This window comes from Bifidobacterium commune (assembly GCF_900094885.1).
Lineage (GTDB): Bacteria > Actinomycetota > Actinomycetes > Actinomycetales > Bifidobacteriaceae > Bifidobacterium > Bifidobacterium commune.
In genome coordinates, this window is record NZ_FMBL01000001.1 from 694,088 (window position 1) to 716,705 (window position 22,618).

General features: G+C 51.4%; 17 protein-coding genes. 7 read left to right on the top strand and 10 right to left on the bottom strand.

All coding sequences use genetic code 11. From position 1 onward, the window contains the following. Positions 1-43 precede the first annotated feature (43 nt). Together rpsD and GA0061077_RS02785 are read right to left on the bottom strand one after the other, a co-directional pair. Positions 44-670, bottom strand: a complete 627-nt coding sequence (rpsD, locus tag GA0061077_RS02780) for a 30S ribosomal protein S4 (RefSeq protein WP_091847369.1) — start codon at positions 668-670, stop codon at positions 44-46. A gap of 413 nt (positions 671-1,083) precedes the next feature. Then, the gene (locus GA0061077_RS02785; RefSeq protein WP_260281738.1) at positions 1,084-3,777 is read right to left on the bottom strand and encodes an ATP-dependent helicase; all 2,694 of its coding nucleotides are present in this window, start codon (positions 3,775-3,777) and stop codon (positions 1,084-1,086) included. Positions 3,778-4,115: 338 nt separating this feature from the next. Here GA0061077_RS02785 and GA0061077_RS02790 point away from each other — a divergent pair, with 338 nt between their 5' ends. After that, positions 4,116-4,694: a xanthine phosphoribosyltransferase gene (locus tag GA0061077_RS02790; RefSeq protein WP_091847371.1), complete on the top strand. Its 579-nt coding sequence runs from the start codon at positions 4,116-4,118 to the stop codon at positions 4,692-4,694. A 108-nt stretch (positions 4,695-4,802) separates the two neighbouring features. Here the strand turns inward: GA0061077_RS02790 and GA0061077_RS02795 are convergent, their stop codons facing one another. Next, entirely contained in the window at positions 4,803-5,975 is a 1,173-nt protein-coding gene (locus GA0061077_RS02795) for an ArgE/DapE family deacylase (RefSeq protein WP_091847372.1), read from the bottom strand. 286 nt (positions 5,976-6,261) lie between these two features. Between GA0061077_RS02795 and GA0061077_RS02800 the strand changes: the two genes are divergently transcribed. Continuing rightward, a complete protein-coding gene (locus GA0061077_RS02800; RefSeq protein WP_143249586.1) occupies positions 6,262-6,525 on the top strand; it encodes a hypothetical protein in 264 nt (87 codons plus the stop codon). A 253-nt stretch (positions 6,526-6,778) separates the two neighbouring features. Here GA0061077_RS02800 and GA0061077_RS06940 read toward each other — a convergent pair whose 3' ends face one another. The 3 genes from GA0061077_RS06940 to guaA form a co-directional block, all read right to left on the bottom strand. Then, positions 6,779-6,973: a hypothetical protein gene (locus tag GA0061077_RS06940; RefSeq protein ID WP_200754435.1), complete on the bottom strand. Its 195-nt coding sequence runs from the start codon at positions 6,971-6,973 to the stop codon at positions 6,779-6,781. A 230-nt stretch (positions 6,974-7,203) separates the two neighbouring features. Continuing rightward, on the bottom strand, positions 7,204-7,545 hold the full coding sequence (locus GA0061077_RS06945; protein ID WP_200754436.1) for an aldo/keto reductase: 342 nt from the start codon (positions 7,543-7,545) through the stop codon (positions 7,204-7,206). A 228-nt stretch (positions 7,546-7,773) separates the two neighbouring features. Further along, positions 7,774-9,336: a glutamine-hydrolyzing GMP synthase gene (guaA, locus tag GA0061077_RS02810; protein WP_091847374.1), complete on the bottom strand. Its 1,563-nt coding sequence runs from the start codon at positions 9,334-9,336 to the stop codon at positions 7,774-7,776. Between the two features lie 444 nt (positions 9,337-9,780). On the opposite strand from guaA, the gene GA0061077_RS02815 reads away from it, so the two are divergent. The 3 genes from GA0061077_RS02815 (at position 9,781) to GA0061077_RS02825 (ending at position 15,794) form a co-directional block, all read left to right on the top strand. Beyond that, complete coding sequence (locus GA0061077_RS02815; RefSeq protein WP_091847375.1) at positions 9,781-12,258, top strand: phosphoketolase; 2,478 nt, start codon at positions 9,781-9,783, stop codon at positions 12,256-12,258. Between the two features lie 189 nt (positions 12,259-12,447). Next, a complete protein-coding gene (pta, locus tag GA0061077_RS02820) occupies positions 12,448-14,169 on the top strand; it encodes a phosphate acetyltransferase (RefSeq protein WP_091847376.1) in 1,722 nt (573 codons plus the stop codon). Positions 14,170-14,567: 398 nt separating this feature from the next. Continuing rightward, entirely contained in the window at positions 14,568-15,794 is a 1,227-nt protein-coding gene (locus GA0061077_RS02825; protein WP_091847377.1) for an acetate/propionate family kinase, read from the top strand. A gap of 122 nt (positions 15,795-15,916) precedes the next feature. Here the strand turns inward: GA0061077_RS02825 and aroA are convergent, their stop codons facing one another. Next, complete coding sequence (aroA, locus tag GA0061077_RS02830) at positions 15,917-17,431, bottom strand: 3-phosphoshikimate 1-carboxyvinyltransferase (protein ID WP_091847378.1); 1,515 nt, start codon at positions 17,429-17,431, stop codon at positions 15,917-15,919. Positions 17,432-17,724: 293 nt separating this feature from the next. After that, a complete protein-coding gene (locus GA0061077_RS02835; protein ID WP_091847379.1) occupies positions 17,725-18,528 on the bottom strand; it encodes a YaaA family protein in 804 nt (267 codons plus the stop codon). 137 nt (positions 18,529-18,665) lie between these two features. Between GA0061077_RS02835 and GA0061077_RS02840 the strand changes: the two genes are divergently transcribed. Both GA0061077_RS02840 and GA0061077_RS02845 read left to right on the top strand, forming a co-directional pair. After that, a complete protein-coding gene (locus GA0061077_RS02840) occupies positions 18,666-19,172 on the top strand; it encodes a TetR/AcrR family transcriptional regulator (protein WP_091847380.1) in 507 nt (168 codons plus the stop codon). Positions 19,173-19,223: 51 nt separating this feature from the next. Next, complete coding sequence (locus GA0061077_RS02845; protein ID WP_234696472.1) at positions 19,224-19,646, top strand: PH domain-containing protein; 423 nt, start codon at positions 19,224-19,226, stop codon at positions 19,644-19,646. 699 nt (positions 19,647-20,345) lie between these two features. Here GA0061077_RS02845 and GA0061077_RS02850 read toward each other — a convergent pair. Together GA0061077_RS02850 and GA0061077_RS02855 are read right to left on the bottom strand one after the other, a co-directional pair. Continuing rightward, a complete protein-coding gene (locus GA0061077_RS02850) occupies positions 20,346-21,263 on the bottom strand; it encodes a hypothetical protein (RefSeq protein WP_143249587.1) in 918 nt (305 codons plus the stop codon). Positions 21,264-21,349: 86 nt separating this feature from the next. Continuing rightward, positions 21,350-22,591, bottom strand: a complete 1,242-nt coding sequence (locus GA0061077_RS02855; protein ID WP_091847382.1) for a type II restriction endonuclease — start codon at positions 22,589-22,591, stop codon at positions 21,350-21,352. Positions 22,592-22,618: the final 27 nt, after the last annotated feature.

Genomic DNA, 22,618 nt, shown 5'->3' on the forward strand with positions numbered 1-22,618 from the left:
AGGGCCCTTGCGGTATGTCCTTAACAGGAATGGAATTCAGAAATCAGCGAGCGTAGAACTCGACGACGTACTGAATGTTGACCTCGACCGGAATCTCTTTGGTTTCCGGCTTACGAGTAAGAGTTGCCTTTAGCGAAGTCAGGTTGACGTCCAAGTATCCGGGGACGGCGGGCAGCACATCGCGGTGTACACCTTCAGCGGCAATCTGGAAGGGAACCATGGTCTGGCTCTTCGGACGAACCTGGATGGTCTGGCCCGGCTTGACTCGGTAGGACGGACGATCCACCACGTTGCCGTCAACCATGATGTGGCGGTGCACGACAAACTGACGTGCTTGGGCGGTAGTGCGGGCAAAGCCTGCACGAAGCACCAAAGCGTCGAGACGAGTCTCGAGATCGATGAGCATTGCATCGCCGGTCTGACCCTTGGTGTGGGTACCCTTTTCATAAGCTGCGCGAAGCTGCTTCTCTGAGACGCCGTACTGAGCGCGCAAACGCTGCTTCTCACGCAGACGTACTGCGTAATCCGATTCGGTGCGGCGACGCGTGCGGCCATGCTCACCGGGAGCATACGGACGTTTCTCAAAGATGCGCTGAGCCTTGGGGGTCAGTGCGATGCCGAGAGCGCGCGAAAGGCGCACCTGACGGCGAGAACGCTGAACGTTAGTCATTGCATTGTTCCTTTATATTCTGTCGTTATCTGAACGGAACGCGGAATCGCAAGAAACCGCGCTGAGCCGGCCTCTCCAGTGCTTCAAGGCGCTAAACGCCAACGATATACTCGTTTTATCGAGTGTACCGCCGACCCACTGATGGGCTAAGACTCCAGATAGTGCATACCTTATGGCAAACACAGAAATATATTTTACTCGCAGACTATGGACGATAAAACGGCATGGCTTTGCAAGGTTGCTCTAAAGCACCGAAATAGCCCGATCCAACAACTCTGGTGCACAAAACGCCTTCCGATCAACAACCGCATCAAAGCTGACGCAATTAATGACAACGCTCCTATATCAACCGCCAACCAGTACACGTCACCTGACAATTTACCAATTAGGACGGCCGTCCTGCAAAAATCGACTTACAACTTTTCGATTGGAGCTACGCGAAGCATCAGGCGCTTAATGCCGTCAGATCCGAAATCAACCGTAATGATTGAGTTGCGGCCTTTATCTTGGGTGTCCACGATCGTACCCAGACCATACTGATCATGGGTCACCTTGTCACCGATGGCAAAATCGGAAATGTTCAACTTGTTGTCTTTGTTCAAAGCCGAAGCCGGCACAGCCTTCGTGGAAGCCGTAGGCGTGGTTCGACGCGTAGTTACTTTGCCGCCACGAGTGCCGGTACTGGAACCATACGATGACGAACCGTATCTAGCACGCGAACCGTACGAGGAGGAACCGGGCGAACCCGAGCCGTAACTGCTTCCGGCAGACGACCCGCTGTATCCGGATCGTGAACCGTAGCGTGAAGAGTACCCAGATTTAGAACTGTACGACGAACCTGATCCATAGGAGGAACCCGAACGCGAAGCATAGGAAGAGCCATAATTTGAACGACCAGACCCTCTCGATCGCCCATATGATGACGAGGAGCGAGATCCCCCAAACGAGGAACCGGAAGAGAAACCATCATCATCGCCCCAGCCTCCGAATTCGTCATCGAACTCATCGCCGTCACCTGAGCTCCAGCCCGATCGCATCCGCTCGACACCTGCTTCGCGACGCTTCCATTCAATAAGCTCGTCGGGAATCTCATCAAGGAACTGGCTGGGGAGCATTTCCGCCGCCTGCCCCCACTGCGAACGCACAGCCGCACGGGTGACGTAAAGCCGCTGCTTGGCACGGGTGATGCCCACATAAGCAAGTCGCCGCTCCTCACTGAGTTCCTGCTCATCTTCAAGTGAGCGCGAATGCGGGAACGTGCCTTGCTCCATGCCGGTCAGAAAGACCACCGGATATTCGAGACCCTTGGCGGTGTGCAGAGTCATCAACGTAATCTTGCCGGAATCCTCCCCCTCACCGGGCAGCTGGTCGGAGTCAGCCACCAGCGCCGTCGTTTCGAGAAATCCTGAAAGTGTGGCATCAGGTGTTTTTTGCTCGAATTCGGCAGCAACAGACTGCAACTGGGACAGGTTTTCCACTCGCGACTCGTCCTGAGGATCGGTGGAACGCTGTAATTCTTCGAGAAGCTTGGACTTGCTCATCACTTCAGCAACAATTTCGGAAGGCTTTGTATCATGATCCACCGCAAACTTCGTAAGATCCAGCATCAGGTCACGGAATTCACCGAGCTTGGTACGGGTTCTCGTCGGCAAATCGGCAATCTCGTCCATATGCTCGATGCCATACCAGAATGGAGCATTGTGCTCATCAGCATAGCTGGCAACGACCGATTCCGCACGGGCACCCAGCCCGCGTTTGGGCGTGTTCATGATACGACGCATGTTGACGCTGTCGGCAGGATTCGTGATGGCTTGCAAATACGCAATGGCATCCTTGACTTCACGACGTTCATAGAATTTCGTGCCGCCTACAAGCTGGTAAGGAATTCCCGCGTTGATCAGCGCTTCTTCAAGTGCTCGAGACTGTGCATTAGCACGGTACATAATTGCCATATCCGAATACGCATATCCTTGCTCTGTATGCAGGTTTGCAATTTCATTGGCGATCCATCCGCCCTCCTGTTGAGCATTGTCGGCGGCATAACCGACGATCGGCTCTCCTTTGCCGAGAGCGGTCCACAGGTTTTTGGGTTTTCGTCCAGCGTTCTTGGCAATCACCGCGTTGGCGGCATCAAGAACGGTTTGTGTCGAACGATAATTCTGTTCAAGCATGATAGTCAACGCACCGGGAAAATCCTTCTCGAAATCCTCGATGTTACTGATATCTGCCCCACGAAAAGCATAGATCGACTGGTCGGAATCACCAACGACAGTGACCCACGCCGGCCCTTCACGTCCTGCAGAATCACGTTGGGGTGCGCCGTCCTGCTGCCTATCGATACCACAAAGCTCACGTACCAACAGGTACTGGGCATGGTTAGTGTCCTGATACTCATCGACCAGAATATAACGGAACTTATGGTGATAGTAATCGGCGACTTCCGGATGGTCGTGTAACAGCTCTACCGTCCTGAAAATTAGATCGTCGAAGTCAACGGCATTCGCGGCGGCCAAGCGATGCTGATATTCCGCATATACCACGGCATAAAGTGCTTCAGCATTGCCGTAGTTGCCAAGCTGATAGCCTTGCTGTCCCGGCGTATAGTCCGGAGCATACGTTTTTAGCAATTCCTTCCAGCCGATCATCCTGTTCTTATAGTCGGAAATCTGAGCAAGAATCGCCCTAGGAGTATAACGTTTGATATCAAAGTTCAGGCTTGTGGCGATGAGTTTGATTAGCCTCTGGCTATCTGCGGTGTCGTAAATCGAGAAACCGGAGCGCAGACCGATGGCTTCCCCATCGCGTCTCAAAATACGTACACAAGCTGAGTGGAAGGTTGAAATCCACATGCGTTGGGCCACGGGCCCAATGAGCGAATCAAGACGTTCACGCATTTCAGCGGCAGCTTTGTTGGTAAAGGTAATGGCCAAAACCTGGCTGGGCCAAGCACCGAATTGAGAAAGAATCCACGCGACTCGACGAGTGAGCACACGCGTCTTACCGGAACCTGCACCTGCACCAATCAGTAGCGCCGGTCCACGATACTGCACGGCCTTTGCCTGTTGCTCATTGAGATCACCGACAAGTTCCTTGGCGCTGCGTGCCATAAAATCCGGATCCTGTGCCACACCTGTTCCCTTCGAAAAGCCGTCTGCGAGCGCCCATGATTGGGGCAGACCCGTCTTTAATAGGTCTCCATTTTTATCACACACAGTTGTCATCCATCGATTTTCCCTTGCCGGAAAAAGATTCATATCTCATCGCAAAAGCTCGGGCACTAAAGATTCCAGCGATGTATGCAAAGCCAACGGCACTCATCACAAGAGCACTTTCCCTCGCATTCCCGCCTCGACGGACGTCACCTCCCGCGATTATGCTCATATTCCGTACATTGCCACAACACGAGTGGCATGGTGACAATTTCACAGGAGAGCGAAAAGCTGACATGAAAGAACTTGAAGACCGGATTCGACGAGATGGAACAGTCAAGCCCGGCAACGTACTCAAAGTCGATGCCTTCCTTAACCATCAATGCGACGTAGAGCTCTTCAACAAGATGGGTGCCGAATGGGCTCGCATATTCGCCGGTCGCCGCATCGACAAGATTCTGACCATTGAAGCCAGCGGTATCGGCATAGCAACTATCGTTGCGCAACATTTTGGCAACGTTCCCGTTGTCTTTGCAAAAAAGACGCAGTCCATCAACCTCGACGGGGATCAATATACTTCACTTGTATACTCCTTTACCAAGCAGAAGGAATTTCCTGTCATTGTTTCGAAGCGCTTTCTCACTTTCGGTGAGCATGTCCTATTGATTGACGATTTCCTTGCCAATGGCAAAGCGATGCATGGGCTTATTGACATCTGTAACGAGGCTGGCGTAATCATCGAGGGAATAGGCATCGCCATTGAGAAGGGTTTCCAGAATGGCGGCAAGGAGTTGCGGGAGGCAGGTCACGACGTCGCATCACTGGCGGTCATCAAGTCGATGGACGGAGAAAAAGACACCATCGAATTCGCCTAGCTTGACGATTTGAGTCAAGCTGATATTTGCACAATTGAAAGTGCCGATCCTCGCTAAAGGGTCGGCACTTTCAATTTTCAACCACGGATTAACAATGCACGACCACCGCTACTTTTTGATGCCCATGTATTCGTTGATGATATCGATATAGATGCCGATGAAGTCGAAGTACATCTGCTTCGGCAGACTTTCGTTGACACGATGCGGCGTGTCGTTGCCGGGACCGAACACGACGTAGGCGGTGTCTTTCGGGCTGTCGAGAAGCAGCACGCTTCCATCGGTAGCCCCGGACACACCATACATCGGGATATCTCCGGACTGACCCTGAGCCTCGAGATGCTTCTTGCCAGCGGACTTGACCACGTTGACGAGTTTGGCTTCCTTAGGGCCAATGGCCGGCTTGATATCCATGCCGATTGTGTAGGAAACGTTCGCTTTGTGGTTTTCGTTGAATTTCTTCACTTCCCCATCAAGAAGCGCAAGAATTTCCGTGTTACTAAACTCAGGAATAATGCGAATGTTGATTTCGGCACTGGCGGACTCAGGAATCGCGTTGACCTGCTGGCCTCCACGAATCACATCGATGTTGAATACGGTATCGCCAAGATCTGGATTGTTCTTTCCTTCTGCGGCACCATTGATGCGCTTGGTGATGGTGTCAAGGAACTCGAGCAGGTTCTCGACTGCATTGATTCCGGCAGCAGGCGTCGAGCTATGTGCGGCTTTGCCTTGCATATTGATGTTGAGATTCAGCTCGCCCTTTGTGGCATAGACAATGTTGTATCCAGAAGGTTCGCCAACAAGCAATGCCTCGACGCCCTTCATATAACCCTGTTTGAGCATGGCCTCGGCACCGGGCATACCAACCTCTTCGCCGGCCGTAGCCAGGAAGCGAACGGTTCCGTGCATCTGATTCTCATGCTCCTTAAGATTGAGCATGGCGAAGACCATGGCGGCCAAGCCTGCCTTCATGTCGGTGACACCTCTACCGTAAATCAGATCACCTTTCTCGGTGACATCGAACGGATCAGTCTCCCAGCCTTCCTGCTGAGCCGACACCGTGTCCATGTGACCGGTGATACCAAGTACGGGCTCACCGTGGCCCAGTTCGGCAACAAGATTTGCTCTCGACGGGTCCTGTTCAAGCTCAATTACCTTGCAAGGCACCCCAGCTTTGTCGAAAATGGCCTTGATCTCGTCTGCAACGACTTTTTCATTGCCGTTTTCGGTCTGGAATCCAACGAATTTACGCAGCAAATCCATAGCTTCGTTCTCGTTCATATAACTGCCTTTCAGGAAAGAGATTACGCGTCTATTAAATCACTATCCGTGGTTATTGATAAGCCAACCACAGAATCAAATATGGCGTTATATCAACAAACTTCTGATAGCGTCTTTGCTGTTCATCTAAAAAATGGTCGAGAAACCTGACTTACCTCCACTACAATTTAAGCAAATCCAACAAAAGAGGAACAAGTGCTTAATCTGGAAATCGGAACAATGACAGAATGGGCTACAGCGGTCGCTGAGACGGCATCCGTACTTGTCCGCGCTCTTCCTGCTTTATATGGAACGTCGAAGGGCCGCCAAGAAAGACTCACGCAACCTCAAGATTATGCTTAGAGGAATCATCAGCCGGGCCTTGGAAGATAATGATGCTCGCTCGCTTGAACTGTTTCTGACTGTCTCCACTTTCACCGACGCCGCAGAACGTGACTGCCAAACGATTAACACAGCTCAACAGGTTCTAGAACTTTTCAACAACACCACCATGGAACTGCAGCAGCGCGACAAGGAAATCAATGCACTGCGTGACACCATCCATCCGTGAAGCAAACGACATTCGCAATATTAGCGTTGCAACGATAAAGAGAGGTGGCTCACTTTGATTCGCCAAGATTCTCAGTACATCGTCAACGTCGACAACTTGATAAATACTGCGTTTTCTTGCCTAATATTCGAATGAAGAACCCAACCCTTCAAAGCGTTACGTATGGAACCCCGTCAAATATCACAATTTGGCGGGCCTTTTAACATATTCTGAACGCCATAAAACAAGCAACGATAGCCGCTAGTCAGCACAGCTATCGTTGACTAGGATTATGCCCATTTGGGTTTGAATTGGCGAAAGCCCTGAGCAGGTCCATGTCTGCGCCGTCAATCACGAAATCAACCTCAGCATTCGACTTGTTGCCTTTGGCAGCGGAAGTACACCGTTTCTGAATACAGAAACGAATCGCGAGCTGCGCGGTCGAAACACTGTATTTATTAGCCATCACTGCAAGATCGTGTGATTTGAGCAGCCCTCCGGGTGCAAGAGCGAATACGCCTCGACCAGCACAGCGTGCGACTGCTCAAATATCCGGTTGCGGGGTTCGGTAGCCCCTATGTAATATTGCATTTGATTGACCGTCGGAATTATCTCGCCACGATCAAGAATGTTCTCCAAATCGTGATCATCAAAATTTGACACGCCAATCGCCCACACGACCAGAGCGATAAATTTCTTTCATATGACCTCAAACAGCCAGATTCTCGTTGTCCATCCGCATGTGTCCCGCATGGTTCGCGGACATGGAGCGTGAATGAGATGAAGGTCGAGCACTTCCAGACCAAGATGCTTCATGGTCTTGTCAAAATACTTCTGGACTTCATCAGCCTGTTTTACTTTTGCCAGCAACTTCGTGGTCACGAATATCCCATCACGAGACACACCTGAATCCCGGACAGCACGTCCCACGCTGCACTCATTGTCGTAGACATAGGCCGTATCAATATGCCTGTAACCTGCTTCTATCGCCATGCGCACTGAATTATAGGCCAAGTCACCATTGGGAATTTCAAGTTCCAAACCTGATCTTTGGGATTTCTACACCATTATTCAACGCATATGTTTCAGAGGGAACCGTCATTGCTTCTACCATTCAAGATTGATATCAACTTCATAATTGTGAGTCTATGTAGCTGTCGAAGTGATAAGGACGACACTGAAGATGAGACATGCTGTCTAAAAAGGCGATGCAGCGGCCCATTTACCGCTGCATCGCCCGCAGTCACGCGCTTCAGCGCTACATCCCGCTTATTCCCATTCGATGGTGGCCGGCGGCTTGGAAGTGCAATCCAAAACCACACGATTGATTCCTCGGCATTCGTTGGTGATGCGTGTGGAAATCGTGGCAAGAACGTCATACGGCAGTCGGTACCAGTCAGCAGTCATCGCATCATCCGAGCTAATCGGACGCAGCACGATCGGTGAGCCGTAAGTACGTTCGTCGCCTTGGACACCTACTGAATGCACATCGGCCAACAACACTACCGGGCACTGCCAAATGTCTCGATCAAGTCCGGCTTTGGCCATCTCCTCACGAGCGATAGCGTCAGCATCACGCAGAAGATCAAGACGATCCTTGGTGACCTCGCCGATGATTCGAATGCCCAGACCCGGACCGGGGAACGGCTGCCGCCATACAATATTATCCGGTAAACCGAGCTTGGTGCCGATGGCACGGACCTCATCTTTGAACAGGTTACGTAGCGGTTCGACCAATTCAAACTTGACGTCTTCGGGCAATCCCCCGACATTATGGTGCGACTTGATATTTGCCGCACCATCGCCACCACCGGACTCAACGACATCCGGGTACAGCGTGCCCTGAACCAGGAATTTCACTTCCTTTCCGCGTGCACCGGCTTCTTCAAGCACTTCCTTCTGCGCCTTCTCAAACGTACGGATGAACTTCTCGCCGATGATCTTGCGTTTGCGCTCCGGCTCCGTGACACCTTCCAGAGCGGTAAGGAACTCCTCTGAAGCGTCGACTTCGATAAGTTTGATTCCTGTCGCTTCAACAAAATCGTGACGAACTTGTTCAGCCTCACCTTTACGCAGCATGCCGTGGTCAACAAACACACAGGTTAGCTGATCTCCGACGGCCTTGTGCACCAAAGCGGCTGCCACGGCCGAATCGACACCGCCGGAAAGCCCACAGATTACCTCCGCATCGCCCACCTGCTCACGAATCCGCCCAACCTGCTCATCGATGATGTTGTCTGCATCCCAATCGCTGGCAAGCCCTGCACATTCATGCAAAAATGCAAAAAGCAGCTGGTTGCCGAGCACGGTGTGTTTCACTTCCGGATGCCACTGCACACCATAAAGCTTACGGGATTCATCTTGCATCGCAGCCACAGGAGCGCCTTCCGTATGCGCCAGAACCTGAAAACCTTCTGGCGCCTCCTCCACTGCAACACCATGACTCATCCATGTTGTCTGCTCCGCCGGAGAATCAGCAAGAATTCCTTCAGCTTTATCAACCACAGCCTCGGTTTTCCCGTATTCGCCGAGCGCTGCCTTGTTGACCTTACCGCCGAGCTCGTTGGCCATGACTTGAAACCCGTAGCAGATTCCCAATACCGGCACACCAGCCTCGAATATCGCTTTATCGATGCTCGGGGCACCCGGTTCATATACGGAAGCTGGCCCGCCGGAAAGTATGATGGCTTTCGGATCCTTGGCGAGCATCTGTTCGACAGGCATCGAGTGCGGTACCAATTCGGAATAGACATGAGCCTCACGCACACGCCGGGCGATAAGCTGAGCGTATTGTGCACCGAAGTCGACGACGAGCACTGGACCGTTTGCCATGAATTCTCCTCTATGCGCTGTTCGTATGCGATCGCATACACAAATAAAGTAGTATCCATTCTCTCGATTCAAGCAGACAAAATGAGCCGTTCACTGACGTTTATCCGAATAAACAAAAAGCGACACGACGAAAAGCAACACGCCGCGTAAATTTCGTACCGATCGAACATCCTCAACTGTTTATGCTTTTAAAGCTTCGACTCAGTTTCAACGTTTACAAGACTTTTTTTACGTTCGAAAAATTAAAAACTGCTTATTTCTCGCTACATTCAGCGACAAATACATCACTTTTTCGCACATAGGTGCAAAAAAACGTCCAAAAGTCTGAGATACAACGTAAAGTAAAGCCTGAATGGGCATAAACCTCAGCAAATGGTATCAAGGGTTTGTGCCCGAGGAAAATAATCAATATGTACTTAAAAGTACAGGAGCACAGGAGCATAAATGACCAGTCCTGTTATTGGCACCCCGTGGAAGAAACTCGGCAAGCCTGTTTCCGAGGAGGCTCTTGAAGGAGTCGACAAGTATTGGCGCGCCGCCAACTATCTTTCCATCGGACAGATTTATCTGCGCGACAATCCTCTCATGAAGGAACCCTTCACCCGTAAGGACGTCAAGTACCGTCTTGTCGGCCACTGGGGCACTACCCCGGGCTTGAACTTCCTGCTCGGCCATGTCAACCGCTTCATCGCCGATCACCAGCAGAACACCGTGTTCATCATGGGACCTGGCCACGGCGGCCCTGCGGGCACCTCACAGTCCTACCTCGATGGCACTTACACCGAGTACTTCCCGAACATCACCAAGGACGAAGCTGGTCTGCAGAAGTTCTTCCGTCAGTTCTCCTACCCAGGCGGCATCCCTTCCCACTTCGCACCCGAAACACCGGGTTCGATTCATGAGGGTGGCGAACTTGGATACGCCCTGAGCCACGCATACGGTGCCGTCATGAACAACCCGAGCCTGTTTGTCCCCGCAGTTGTCGGTGATGGTGAGGCCGAGACCGGCCCGCTGGCGACTGGCTGGCAGTCCAACAAACTCGTCAACCCGCGCACCGATGGCATCGTGCTGCCGATCCTGCACCTTAACGGCTACAAGATCGCCAACCCGTCCATTCTTGCCCGCATTCCCGATGAGGAGCTCCACGAGTTCTTCGAAGGTATGGGCTATGAGCCTTACGAGTTCGTTGCCGGCTTCGATGACGAAGACGATATGTCCATCCACCGTCGTTTCGCCGATCTCTTCGAAGAGGTCTTCGACAAGATTTGCGACATCAAGGCCAAGGCTCAGACCAACGATGTTGATCGCCCGACCTACCCGATGATCATTTTCCGCACGCCTAAGGGCTGGACTTGCCCGAAGTACATCGACGGCAAGAAGACTGAGGGCTCCTGGCGTGCGCATCAGGTGCCGCTGGCCAGCGCCCGCGATACCGAAGCTCACTTCCAGGTTCTCAAGAGCTGGCTGGAATCCTACAAGCCGGAGGAGCTCTTCGACGACAAGGGTGCAATCCGTCCTGAAGTCACCGCGTTCATGCCTGAAGGTGAACTGCGTATCGGTCAGAACCCGAACGCGAACGGTGGCCGCATCCGCGAAGACCTGAAGCTTCCGGATATCTCCGCTTACGAAGTCACCGGCGTTAAGGAATACGGCCACGGCTGGGGCCAGGTTGAGGCCACCCGTCAGCTGGGTAACTACACTCGCGACATCATCAAGATGAACCCGGATTCGTTCCGTATCTTCGGACCGGACGAGACCGCTTCCAATCGTCTGCAGGCTGCTTACGATGTTACCAACAAGCAGTGGGACAACGGCTACCTTTCCGAGCAGACCGATGAGCACATGAGCGTTACCGGTCAGGTCACCGAGCAGCTCTCCGAGCATCAGATGGAAGGCTTCCTCGAAGGCTACCTCCTGACCGGCCGTCACGGCATCTGGAGCTCCTACGAGTCCTTCGTTCACGTTGTCGACTCGATGCTCAACCAGCACGCCAAGTGGCTTGAGGCAACCGTTCGCGAGATTCCGTGGCGCAAGCCGATCGCATCCCTGAACATGCTGGTCACCTCTCACGTATGGCGTCAGGACCACAACGGCTTCTCCCACCAGGATCCGGGTGTGACCTCGCTCCTGCTGAACAAGACCTTCAACAACGATCACGTCACGGGCATCTACTTCCCCGCCGACGGTAACTTGTTGCTGGCCGTGGCTGAGAAGGCCTTCAAGTCCACCAACATGATCAACGCCATCATCGCCGGCAAGCAGCCCGCCGCTACGTGGCTCACCCTTGATGAAGCTCGCGCTGAGCTCGAAAAGGGCGCTGCCGTTTGGGATTGGGCTTCCAACGCCAAGAGCAACGATGAGGTCGAGGTTGTGCTGGCCGCCGCCGGTGATGTGCCGACGCAGGAACTCATGGCCGCTTCCGAGAAGCTCAAGGCATTGGGCGTAAAGTTCAAGGTTGTCAACGTTGTTGATCTCCTGAAGCTCCAGAGCGCAAAGGAAAACGACGAAGCTCTTACCGATGCCGAGTTCACAGATCTGTTCACTGCTGACAAGCCGGTTCTCTTCGCTTACCACTCCTATGCTCACGACATCCGCTCCCTCATCTTCGATCGCCCGAACCACGATAACTTCAACGTTCACGGCTACGAGGAGCAGGGCTCCACAACGACGCCTTATGACATGGTTCGCGTTAACAGGATGGATCGTTACGAGCTGACTGCCGAAGCTTTGCGCATGATCGACGAGAACAAGTACGCCGACGAAATCGCAAAGCTCGAGCAGTTCCGTGAGGACGCTTTCCAGTTCGCAGTTGACAAGGGCTACGATCACCCGGATTACTCCGAGTGGGTCTACTCCGGCGTCAAGGTTGATCAGCAAGGCGACCTTTCCGCAACTGCTGCAACCGCAGGCGACAACGAGTAGTTCCATTTTGCACCTAATACAACGCATAACGTTGTAAGGCAAAACAAAAGAGGATGTTCGGCATCAGCCGGCATCCTCTTTTGTTTTGCCTACGGTCCTGAAAACCATGACGAAACTGATTACGATTTCCGTCATAGCAACGCTTAGAATATGAACGGAGGCGAAAGGAGATACACCCTCGCCTAAGCAATGGACGCACCTTCGACAAGGAGCACAAGGAGTTTCATAGTGGCAAACGAAGTCGTTTACATCGCCAGCCCGGAAGGTGGCAACGGTCGCAACGTGGTAGCCTATGGAGTAGTTGCAGCCCTTGCATCAGCGAAGAAGACGGCGATATTCCGCCCCGTGGCTTGCAAGAAGGAATCATTAACCACAGAGCTCCTCAACGTCGCCAATGCCGCTCAGAAGATTGATAATGTGCGTGCGCTATGTCCTAGATGCGCGAGAAAAGATAAAAGCACTGCGCGTGGTGACATCGTTGCCGCATACAGCGCGGAGGTGGAGCGCACCTGCTCCGAGTTCATGGTTGTCGTCGGCAGCGACGGCTCCCCCATCTTTGATCCGGAAGAATTCCAATTCAATGCGAATGTGGCCACCGACCTCAAAGCCAAGACCTTCCTCGCCATCTGCACAATTCGCCGCAACGGCGAACAGGTGAAAGCCACTGTCGAAGCCTGCACCGCATCCGTCAAACAAGCGGGTGGCAAAGTAGCAGGCATATTCATCACAGGCTGCACAGATGAAAAAGCAGCCGACGCTAAAGAGTCACTGAAGGACTGGACAGTACCGGTGTGGACCATCCCTGCAGTTGATTTCCCTTCGAATTCCGATCCTGATGCTGCCACCAAAGCCGCTAAGGCATTCTCCGAGAACGCTCCGACTGAACAGGTTGTTAAAGCCGCTCGCACACCGTTCACCGCTCCAACCACGCCGTATGCTTTCCAAAATGAACTGCTGGCAAAAGCGAAGGCAGACAAGAAAACGATTGTGTTGCCTGAAGGCTCTGAAGACCGTATCATCAAAGCGGCCGATTATCTACTGCAACGAGATATCGTCAATCTGATCATCGTCGGCGACAGGGACGCGATCCTCGCACGAGGCAAAAAACTTGGTCTTGCCTCGCTGAAAAAAGCATCGTATCAGACAATGGACGATGAAACCGTCCTTCAACCCATGGTTGCAAAGCTCTGCGAACTTCGCGCTAAGAAAGGGGTGACCGAGGGACAGGCACGTCAGCAACTGCAAGACCCAAGTTACTTTGGTACTATGCTCGTCGCGCTTGGCAAAGCGGATGGCCTGGTTTCGGGATCAGTCGATTCAACTGCGAATACAGTGCGCCCAGCGTTGCAGGTCATCAAGACCAAGCCTGATGCATCGCTGGTTTCCGGCGCATTCCTCATGTGCTTCGAGGACCATGTCGCTGTGTTTGCCGACTGCGCCATCAATCTCAACCCCAACCCCGAGCAACTGGCAGACATCGCCATTCAATCCGCTGGAACCGCACGCGCATTTGGCATTGATCCCAAAGTAGGAATGCTGTGCTACTCCACACTGGGTAGCGGCCAAGGACCGGATGTCGACATGGTCGAAAAAGCCACCAAACTTGTTCATGAAAAAGCTCCCGATCTCCCCGTTGTCGGCTCAATCCAATTTGACGCCGCATGGTCCCCCACAGTTGCCGCCACAAAGGCGAAAGGCAACGACGTGGCCGGACATGTCAATGTCTTCGTCTTCCCTAGCCTTGCGGCAGGTAACATAGCCTACAAGGCCGTGCAGCGTACCTCTGGCGCCATCGCCATCGGTCCAGTGCTTCAGGGACTGAACAAGCCGGTCAACGATCTTTCTCGAGGTGCGTTGGTGGAAGATATCATCAATACCGTCGCCTTTACAGCTGTCGAAGCACAACAGTGACAAACCTCCGTCGTCAACCGGCATCGGTATGGTTTCACGTGTCTTTGTGCAGTAAAAGTTTACTGCTTGAAAAGATAATGTATACCATGCGTCCAGTTCGCGAAGCCGTAAACGAACAAGAATCACTGAACCGGACACACGCATCAACGGCATAATTATTTACACCGTTTCATCAACCTGACCCAACCTTAAGCGTTATGTTTCTCACCGTCTTCGGTCTTGGGATCCTTCCGGAATCGAATACCACTCAGATCACAACGGGCAGCTACTCACAAAGAATTTGGTATATGACAGCAAAAGCAGCGTTTGTAGGCTTTTGTAACAGCTCATGAGTAAACTAGTACTTGGTAACCGTGGTGTGTCCACGGATCAATTAATCTATTTGGAGGATGTACGCTATGGCGCAAACCGTTCTTGTCATCAATTCCGGTTCCAGCTCTATCAAATATCAGCTGGTCGATCTCGAGTCCGGAGAAGGTATCGCCAGCGGGCTCGTCGAAAAGATCGGTGAGCCAATCGACGGCCATTACAAGCATGAGTTCAACGGCGAAAAGCACGAGCTTGAAGAGCCTGTTCACAACCACGAAGAAGGACTCAAACGCGTGCTTGGCTTCTTCAAGGAATATGGCCCCGATCTTGAAAACAGCGGCATTGTGGCCGTCGGCCATCGCGTCGTTCAAGGTGGTTCCATTTTCCCGAATCCCGCTCTCGTAAACGACAAGACCATCGCCGAGGTCAAGGATCTCGCGGTGCTGGCACCTCTTCACAACGGCCCTGAAGCGGAAGGTGCCGAAGTCATGGGTAAGCTGCTCCCCGATGTCCCCCAGATCTTCGTCTTCGATTCCTCGTTCTTCTTCCAGCTGCCGAAGGAAGCAAACACCTACGCGCTCAACAAGGATGTCGCCCAGAAGTACAGCATCCGTCGCTACGGCGCCCACGGCACCAGTCACGAATACGTCGGGTCCATAGTCCCCGATATCGTCGGCAAGCCTGCTAAGGGCCTCAAGCAGATCGTGCTGCACATCGGCAATGGTGCTTCCGCATCCGCTCAGGTCTCCGGTCACCCGATCGACACTTCCATGGGCCTGACCCCGCTCGAGGGTCTGATGATGGGAAGCCGTACCGGCGACATCGATCCGGCCGTCGTTTTCCACCTGATTCGCAATGCGAACATGTCGGTCGACGAGCTCGACGATCTGTTCAACAAGAAGTCCGGCATGATCGGCATGACCGGTTACGGAGACATGCGTGAAATCGATCGCCTCTTCGAAGAGGGCGACGAGGACGCCATCGTCGCGATGAATGTTTATGTCCACCGTATCGTCGGCTACATCGGCAACTACACGGCCCAGATGGGCGGCGTGGATGTCATTACATTCACTGCAGGCGTCGGTGAGAACGATGACCTCGTTCGTGCCATGGTGTGTGAAAAGTTAAAGCCGTTCGGCGTGAAACTTGACAAGGAAAAGAACTCCACACGTTCCAAGGAACCACGCATCATTTCCACTCCTGACAGCTCGGTGACGATCGCGGTTGTCCCGACCAACGAAGAGCTTGCCATTGCTCGCAAGGCCGCTAAGATCGCTGCCGCAGGCGTGGACAGCTACGGCAACACAGTTAAGTAATAATTGCTTCTCTAAAGGTCATTTTTCATCCAACTTTTGTTGATATGACTACAATAGGGCCCGGAATCGGTAAGTTTGCCGATTCCGGGCCCCGTTGTTACAAAGACATCACTTTCAGCAAATCAATCCTGACCCAGCATTCGCAACCACATACCCGGAAAATCGGGGATAGTCTTGTTAGTGGTCTCGATATTACGAATCCGGGTCCCTGGGACAACGAGGCCGATCATTGCCGCGAACGTCGCCATACGGTGATCAGCATAGGTTTCCATAATTTCACCGTGCAGTTTACGGTGATCCACTGGCGTGATGGCGATGCCATCCGGCAACTCGCGGGCACCTGCCCCGATGCGATTGATTTCTGTCACCAACGCGGCAAGCCGGTTCGTTTCATGTCCACGAAGGTGACCAATGCCGACCAACTCACTAGGACTATCGGCCAATGTTGCGAGGGCAGCGATGCTCGGGGCTATCTCCCCTGCCGCGGATAGGTTAAAACCTTCACCCAACCCGTGAATCGAACCATTCATCGAGACTGTCAACGTTGCATTCCTCAGTACGTGATCATCGTCTGAGCCCGTCACTTTTTGAGTCTGAGCAATTCCCATACCCTCGTCGAACAGTCGCCCATTCAACGTTACCGTAGCCCCCATCTTTTGCAAAATACCAGGAAGCAGGCCTCCTGGTTGAGTCGTCGAAGTCGGCCAGTGGGGAACACTAACCGATCCATGAGCAATCATTGCCGCTCCCAGGAACGGCGCGGCATTCGACAGGTCCGGTTCCACCACCACGCCGTTCGGCAACATCAAATCACGATGCGGTACAGTCCAGTGACCGATTTCAGTCATCTGCACCCGACCACCAGCATCATTGACATCAGCCATCGTCATGAGGATATGCGGCATACTGGGAAGTTTGTTGCCGTTATGCTTCAGATCCATGCCATGCGGGAGTTTCGAGCCGATGAGTAACAGACTTGAAATGAACTGGGATGACGACGACGAATCAATAACCACCTTTGCGGGAGCGTCATTCGACGCAAAAGTGCTTGGTTCTGTCTGAACGGGCGGAACAACGGTAAACGGCAGGAAACCTCGCTCACCGTCATACTCAACATGTGCCCCCAGTTGTTCAAGTCCGTCGAGCACCGGATGCATGGGACGTGCATACGCCTGTTCATCTCCATCGAAATGGACCGGGCCATCTGCAAACAGTGCAAGACCTGGAACGAAGCGCATCACTGTGCCGGCCAAACCGCAGAAAACTGTGCTGTTTCCCTTGAATTTACCGTTGGCAGGTGGTGAGACCGTGACTGTCGTCTCGTCCTGTTCATCAAAACTGACATCTACACCGAGCGTACGCAATGCGTCAGCCATCAAATCCGTATCACGCGAACGCAATAATCCCTTGATGACCACTACTTTATGTCCCAAAGCGGCCAAAATAAGATATCTATTCGACAGTGATTTGCTTCCGGGAATCACAGCCAGCGATTGCAACGCTTGATGGGCGACAGGAGCGGGCCATAGATTAGATGCCTGAACACCCTCATCGCTCACAGCGTCTGCGACTTCTGCAGACCGGAGCTTCCTACCATCATCCGTAGTGTCAGCAGTATAGGCTTCAATGCTTGTCATAATCGAAATAGTAGAGGAACTCCCCTACAGCACATCGTTGCATCAACCGGTCAGATAGAACAGGCATCCACAATTGCTGATGTACAAGCCAATCCGAATGAACACTTCATCGGCTTGAAGACCAACCTACGATAGATATCTATCGTTTCAATATCCAGTCAATACGTCTCACACGTAGGCAATCGAGAACCCAGCAGGCAACAACTGCCGAGTTTCAATAAGCAGACAATGGCATTCGGATTATCTCTAAAACGACACGCCAATCATCATCCAAAACGTTATGAGAGTTCCACTTACAGGTTTTCAGGTACCAGCGTAAGCTGACACACGTCGGCCTTGGGTTCGACAGTGACGGTTCCGATCGTACGAGCGACCTCATCAACGGATTGGCTCGGTGCATCAAGCAAGGCACGTGCGAGCAGGCCCCGATAATGCTTGGCCATGTGGGATATGGTTTTATTCTTCGAGTCAACGATTCGTATGTTCCACCAACGGGTATGGGCTTCGGTGGAACTGGGACCGGTGACACGGTACAGTTCCGAACGAAGATCGACGATGTCTTCAATTTCTGCATCTTCTGGACAATGGTCTATTGCTATTTCATTACAAGTGCCACTGATCGTTTGAGACTGGGAGCCATTGACTTGGCGCATCATTGTCTTGCTCGGCATCCAGCCAGCAAGTTCGTTACGCCAGAAGGTTTTAAGCGGTCCTATCCCGGGAAGCGAGACATTCATCGACAGCCTGTAGGAAGGAATAAAGTCCTCTCCCCTGGTTACGCCAAACAGACCGGAAAACACCATGACATCGTCACCTTGGTGAAGCTGAGCGGCCTCATAGAGCACACCGGTATAGATTTGACGTGCCGGCGCACAAGGAGCAGTAAGAATATCACGCTGTGCAATAATCTCCTTGGCCCCCTTGGCTCCCACGTTTAGGCTCTGTGCGGCATCCTCGCGACGCGATACCTCCATCAACGCCGAAAGAACCTTGCTCCTGGCCTGATTGAGTTCAGGAAAGGACAAACGATCCAGGTCTAACGTCGGCCCGTAATCGGGCGCAAACTTTCCTTCAGACGGAGGCAGCAAAAGCAACATGTACTTAAGTCTATCGAGGTCTCAAACATAGTCGTTCAGCCACCGCTACACAATTCAAAACATTGCCGTGTCGAACAACCATAACTAGACAATCTTCGTTTTTGACTATTTATTCAAAAATAGTTATACTGGCAAGTATGGCACGACCTAGAAATTTCGATGAAGACATCGTAATACAACAATGCCGTCAGGTCTTCTGCACCTATGGCTATGCAGCCACATCTATCGATGACCTTGTAGAAGCCACAGGACTCAAACGTGGCAGCCTGTATCAGGTATTCGGTAGCAAACGAGGAATCTTCCTGGAAGTGTTGCAAAGCTCACTGTGCGTCGTGGAACAAATAGAACCCTCGGGCAACCACGAACCGGCAGAAGATGAACAACAGAACAAAGAACCGGACAGCGAACTTACTTACGATCGACCTGAGCAGACAGTTATGCCAGAACCCCAAACCGAACATCAGGGGACTTCTCCCATCCCAGACAGCACGCTAACCTTGGCAGCCATCGCCTGCTTGGAGCTGGCATCACACGATGCAAAAATCCGCATGATCATCGACCAGTGGGCAGCAAAGCAACAAGAGCTTGCATCGGCCCTTGGAAGCAATTTACTTAAACATGCGGGCATCATCGGCAAACCTTAACATTTCGAAGCAACCACGTTACCCATAACCGAACCAACAAAAGGAGATACCATGTCGGTAACAACCCAGCAAGCCATGAACGAATCCAACGGTGAAATTCACCCTGCTAGCGACACAACCGCAAGCAATACCATTGAAATCGCGGAAACAACGCTCAAAATCACACCCAATGGCCTGAACAAGCTCTGGTCACTTACAGGCAGCATGGAGATTCCACTGGATCATGTCGCAGGCGCCACAGTTGACCCAGGATTCATCAGGAGCGAGCGCAAGGCCATCCGAACCCCCGGATTATCAGTACCCGGCAAAAAAGTCGGCACATTCAAGTTTCCCGACGGTGACGTTGAATTCTGGAACATTGCCCAACCCGAGCAGCCTCTCATCATCCAACTTCGTGACGAGAAATTCGACCGGCTCGTGCTGGGGTTGGCGGATCCACGGAAAACCGCAGATGCCATCAATGAGGCAATCTGAAGCACAAAAGAACCCACGGCCACCGGTAGCAATCTCACCTCGTGTCAATGCAGGGCCTCGGCATCAGAACATCTTGGATGCAGCGGCAATCAAAATCTCGGTCCATGCACCGCCACACTCGTTGGGAGCATTAGATTGTTGTTGGTGGCAGCGTAAGTTGCAAAGCTGCACATGCAATCTCTACCAAGTTACTTTCAAGAAAATCGAGCAACGTCGCGAGCCCCATCGTTTCCAACGTTTTCGTCGGGATGACAGGATTTGAACCTGCGACATCCTGTTAGATTGACAGCTAAAACGACTGGTAACGGACAGTACCGGAAACTGCCGATAACGCTGGTATTTCAAAGTAAACCCAAACCATCCAAAAAAAACGATCGAGACGGTTGAAAACGGTAAATGACGAAGGCCATCGTGTCTGAATCGTGTCTTGAATAGAAAATAATACCCAATACCGTAATTAATTTTTATAGAATCTTTCTTTATCTAGATTCACTTTATGGCGTACCCCTCGAATATCCCGGTTTTCTGTTTCTAACGCAAATTCCATATACCATATATGCTCTGGGAATAATTAGAAACTAATGCACCTTATTTAATCAAATAAAGCCCAAGACTATTAATCAGAAATATCCAAGCACAGTTCTAAATCTATCTACATACTACAAAGAGCAAGTATTGTAATCTCATAGTTTTATTTTCTCACAGAACATATTCCAGAATTGCTTTCGCACTAACAGGCTGTTTATCCCAAACATCAACAGTCGGTATTCTTATGTTTTTTGACTTCAAGTTTTGAACAAGTGAGTTCGCGATCGATTCTGCCAATAATGGAGCCAAGCAAGTATCCCACACTAGTTTATGAGCTTGAGGATTAGGGCACAACAATATCGCTAAAATTTGAAAATGCTTTTTATAAATAGCTAGATTCGAGGTAAGAGACTTACTGTACGCTTTGAAAACTGATATGAGAACATCTTTAACTACTACCTTTAATACAGCAGCAGTAAGACCAGATTGTCTATCCGCAACCTTGCGTGTTGTCTTGTTGCGATTTTTATTAATAGTTCCAGGTTTATTCCCATAAGAAGAGGCACGGCTCTTTTCGATAGAATCAAATACCATTGTGATAAGAGCGTTCGAAACTCCCTCAGCAACGGCCTGTTGAACTTTGTTAATAGTCAATTGGCCTTTATCGATCAGCTGTACTAATGACGCAAAGAAATCACACCAGAAGTGATCTGCAAACCTTATTTTTTGTTTCTCTGTTAAACCTGCTATTGCTTTTTCAGCACTCGCTTGAAACGCATCGTTCACTGCTTCAATTTGTGCTCTTTCAGACGGATGTGCTATCAACCAATCTACAACTTCGATTGTTCTTAAATGCTCTTGTGAAACCCTGTTACTTCTTTGTGTGGGCACTTTCCGAGAAATTTTAATTGTCTTGAGATTCTTCACATTAGCTTCGGCGCCAGCTTGAGCTTTCTTGCCATCTGGACAGATTGTCTGTACAGAGCTGGCATGACTCCAAGCTAAGCGCCCCACTCCATGATTGATTCCACAACAGGGGCAAACGCATACAGTACCAACAGCAGATTTACAACTACTTGTACATGACATACATGAAATTATACTCACAGATTACGCAAATATCTACTCCAAACGAATATATTCGAGCACAATTTCATTTCATTAATTTTATGGATTCAGCCGAGAAGTTCCTTTTTTGCCAATTCTTCTATCTCTTGAATGAAATCAGAGAAACGCATGGTTTCAGATTGTATGGTGTCATCATAGGTCCCTTTCACTTGCTGGGGCATAACTAGATGGATATGCAGTTCATCCATCTGTTTGAGTTTGGAATCGGTCACATCTCCCGGTGTCATGGTGAACAGGTGCTTGTCTTGGATTCGCACGGCTTCGTCGGCGACTTGTCTGAATCTGTCCTTGAGCGATGTCTTCGATGCCAGCATGCGCAGCTGAGTGTCAGGAAACGTCAAATCATCGTAGGCCTCCTGTGAGGGGAATAGGAAATCCGGTTTCTTGCCGTTTTCGGTATGGGCTTGCGCTTTATACGGAATATGTCTTACATCAAGGATTCGCGCGATATGCAGTTCCAGACTGGTTCCCGCGCGGCTCATGCGCCGGTTACGCACCTTAGTATAGAAAGTAGTAAATGATTCCACATCAATGATGCCGTTGGACACAAATGGTGCTTGCTCAAATTCATGCTGGATGACTGCCTTCTCGAAAACCTTGAATAGAAGGAAATTCTGGTTGTAATAGGCCATTACTACGTCATCGGGATCATCATGGGCCGGATCCACGTCTTTCAACGATTCCTGCGCCAAAGAAGCGAAATCGGCATTTGTGGGGAACGAATACCCCCACTTGTCAATCATGACACCCAGCAGCTCATCGTCTTTCGGCTGAACGATGATGCCCAGAGCCTCAAGAATCTCAGCTCCGAGAGCGTCGATGTCATGGCTTGTGACGTCATGCAGGTCATAGGACCGTTCGGATTCATTATGGATGTCGAACAGCCATTTTATCTGCGCCTCTATGCTGCTGCCTTGGTCGACGATGAGGATGAGCAGGTGCCCATCGCTCAACTTACCCAAACACATGAGATCACCAGTTTTTGCCTGACGAATCGGATCACAATCCTCGTAGTAAAGTCGCCATTCAGGAGTTCGTTTGGGCTGGTTTCGTCGCGTGTCGTACCAGCTTGTGTTAATGTCGGCAACCAACGGAGCTTCGTCATCATCCATGTACATGACAGCGGTAGGAATGTTTTTCCTGTCTTGACTGCCGAGAAGACTCCGGATTCCTGCTTTACGATCTCCGAACTCGTGTTGGTGGCTCGCCTTTGGATCGATATCGACCGCAGACAACCTCTTCGAAGCGACCGTACCAATATAATCGCCGATGACTCCATAATTACCCATGACTTATAAGGTACCATCCACGAAAGA

Bases quoted from the DNA above. Each gene is read 5' to 3' on its own strand.
- GA0061077_RS02790 (WP_091847371.1), top strand. From the start codon at position 4,116: ATGAAAGAACTTGAAGACCGGATTCGACGAGATGGAACAGTCAAGCCC.
- GA0061077_RS02855 (WP_091847382.1), bottom strand. From the start codon at position 22,591: ATGGGTAATTATGGAGTCATCGGCGATTATATTGGTACGGTCGCTTCG.
- GA0061077_RS02785 (WP_260281738.1), bottom strand. From the start codon at position 3,777: ATGGCACGCAGCGCCAAGGAACTTGTCGGTGATCTCAATGAGCAACAG.
- GA0061077_RS02795 (WP_091847372.1), bottom strand. From the start codon at position 5,975: ATGAACGAGAACGAAGCTATGGATTTGCTGCGTAAATTCGTTGGATTC.
- GA0061077_RS02800 (WP_143249586.1), top strand. From the start codon at position 6,262: ATGGAACGTCGAAGGGCCGCCAAGAAAGACTCACGCAACCTCAAGATT.
- GA0061077_RS02845 (WP_234696472.1), top strand. From the start codon at position 19,224: ATGTCGGTAACAACCCAGCAAGCCATGAACGAATCCAACGGTGAAATT.
- GA0061077_RS02825 (WP_091847377.1), top strand. From the start codon at position 14,568: ATGGCGCAAACCGTTCTTGTCATCAATTCCGGTTCCAGCTCTATCAAA.
- GA0061077_RS02815 (WP_091847375.1), top strand. From the start codon at position 9,781: ATGACCAGTCCTGTTATTGGCACCCCGTGGAAGAAACTCGGCAAGCCT.
- rpsD (WP_091847369.1), bottom strand. From the start codon at position 670: ATGACTAACGTTCAGCGTTCTCGCCGTCAGGTGCGCCTTTCGCGCGCT.
- GA0061077_RS02840 (WP_091847380.1), top strand. From the start codon at position 18,666: ATGGCACGACCTAGAAATTTCGATGAAGACATCGTAATACAACAATGC.
- aroA (WP_091847378.1), bottom strand. From the start codon at position 17,431: ATGACAAGCATTGAAGCCTATACTGCTGACACTACGGATGATGGTAGG.
- pta (WP_091847376.1), top strand. From the start codon at position 12,448: ATGGACGCACCTTCGACAAGGAGCACAAGGAGTTTCATAGTGGCAAAC.
- guaA (WP_091847374.1), bottom strand. From the start codon at position 9,336: ATGGCAAACGGTCCAGTGCTCGTCGTCGACTTCGGTGCACAATACGCT.
- GA0061077_RS02835 (WP_091847379.1), bottom strand. From the start codon at position 18,528: ATGTTGCTTTTGCTGCCTCCGTCTGAAGGAAAGTTTGCGCCCGATTAC.
- GA0061077_RS02850 (WP_143249587.1), bottom strand. From the start codon at position 21,263: ATGTCATGTACAAGTAGTTGTAAATCTGCTGTTGGTACTGTATGCGTT.